This is a genomic window from Streptomyces sp. HSW2009 (assembly GCF_040240285.1).
Classification (GTDB): Bacteria; Actinomycetota; Actinomycetes; order Streptomycetales; family Streptomycetaceae; genus Streptomyces.
Map to the genome: position 1 here is coordinate 1 of NZ_JBEHZD010001175.1, position 403 is coordinate 403.

Consider the following 403-nt stretch of genomic DNA (forward strand, 5'->3'; position numbering starts at 1 on the left):
GTCAATTCCACGTTGGTGGGGTGGGCTGCGGAGCACGAATTGGTGGTCACGGTCGAGGACAACGGCCGGGTGGGCGGGGTGGGCTCGGCCCTGACCGGTGCCCTGCGTGACGCCCGTATCACCACCCCCGTCCACGAATTCGCGCTGACCCAGAAGTTCTTCGAGCACGGCAGCAGAAACGAACTCCTGGACGAGTCCGGCCTCACCGCCGACAACATCGCCCAGACCGTCCAAGAATTGCTGGCCGCGGCCGGCACCCATCGTCTTCAGGATGTGTCATGACCGCTGTATCCCTTGGCCTGCCGACCGTTCCGACCAAGCTTGCCGACCGTAGGGTCAGTCGTCAGATTCAGGTGGGCTCGGTGCCCGTCGGTGGTGACGCTCCGGTGTCGGTGCAGTCGAT

General features: G+C 65.0%; 1 protein-coding gene and 1 pseudogene. Both read left to right on the forward strand.

Annotation, left to right across the window (positions count from 1 at the left end; genetic code table 11):
- On the forward strand, window positions 1–282 hold a 282-nt coding region (locus AAHZ94_RS35100; RefSeq protein ID WP_349997690.1), incomplete at its 5' end, for a transketolase C-terminal domain-containing protein.
- Window positions 279–403, forward strand: a pseudogene (locus tag AAHZ94_RS35105) (flavodoxin-dependent (E)-4-hydroxy-3-methylbut-2-enyl-diphosphate synthase); the annotation flags it as partial. The gene AAHZ94_RS35100 and the pseudogene AAHZ94_RS35105, both read left to right, overlap by 4 nt.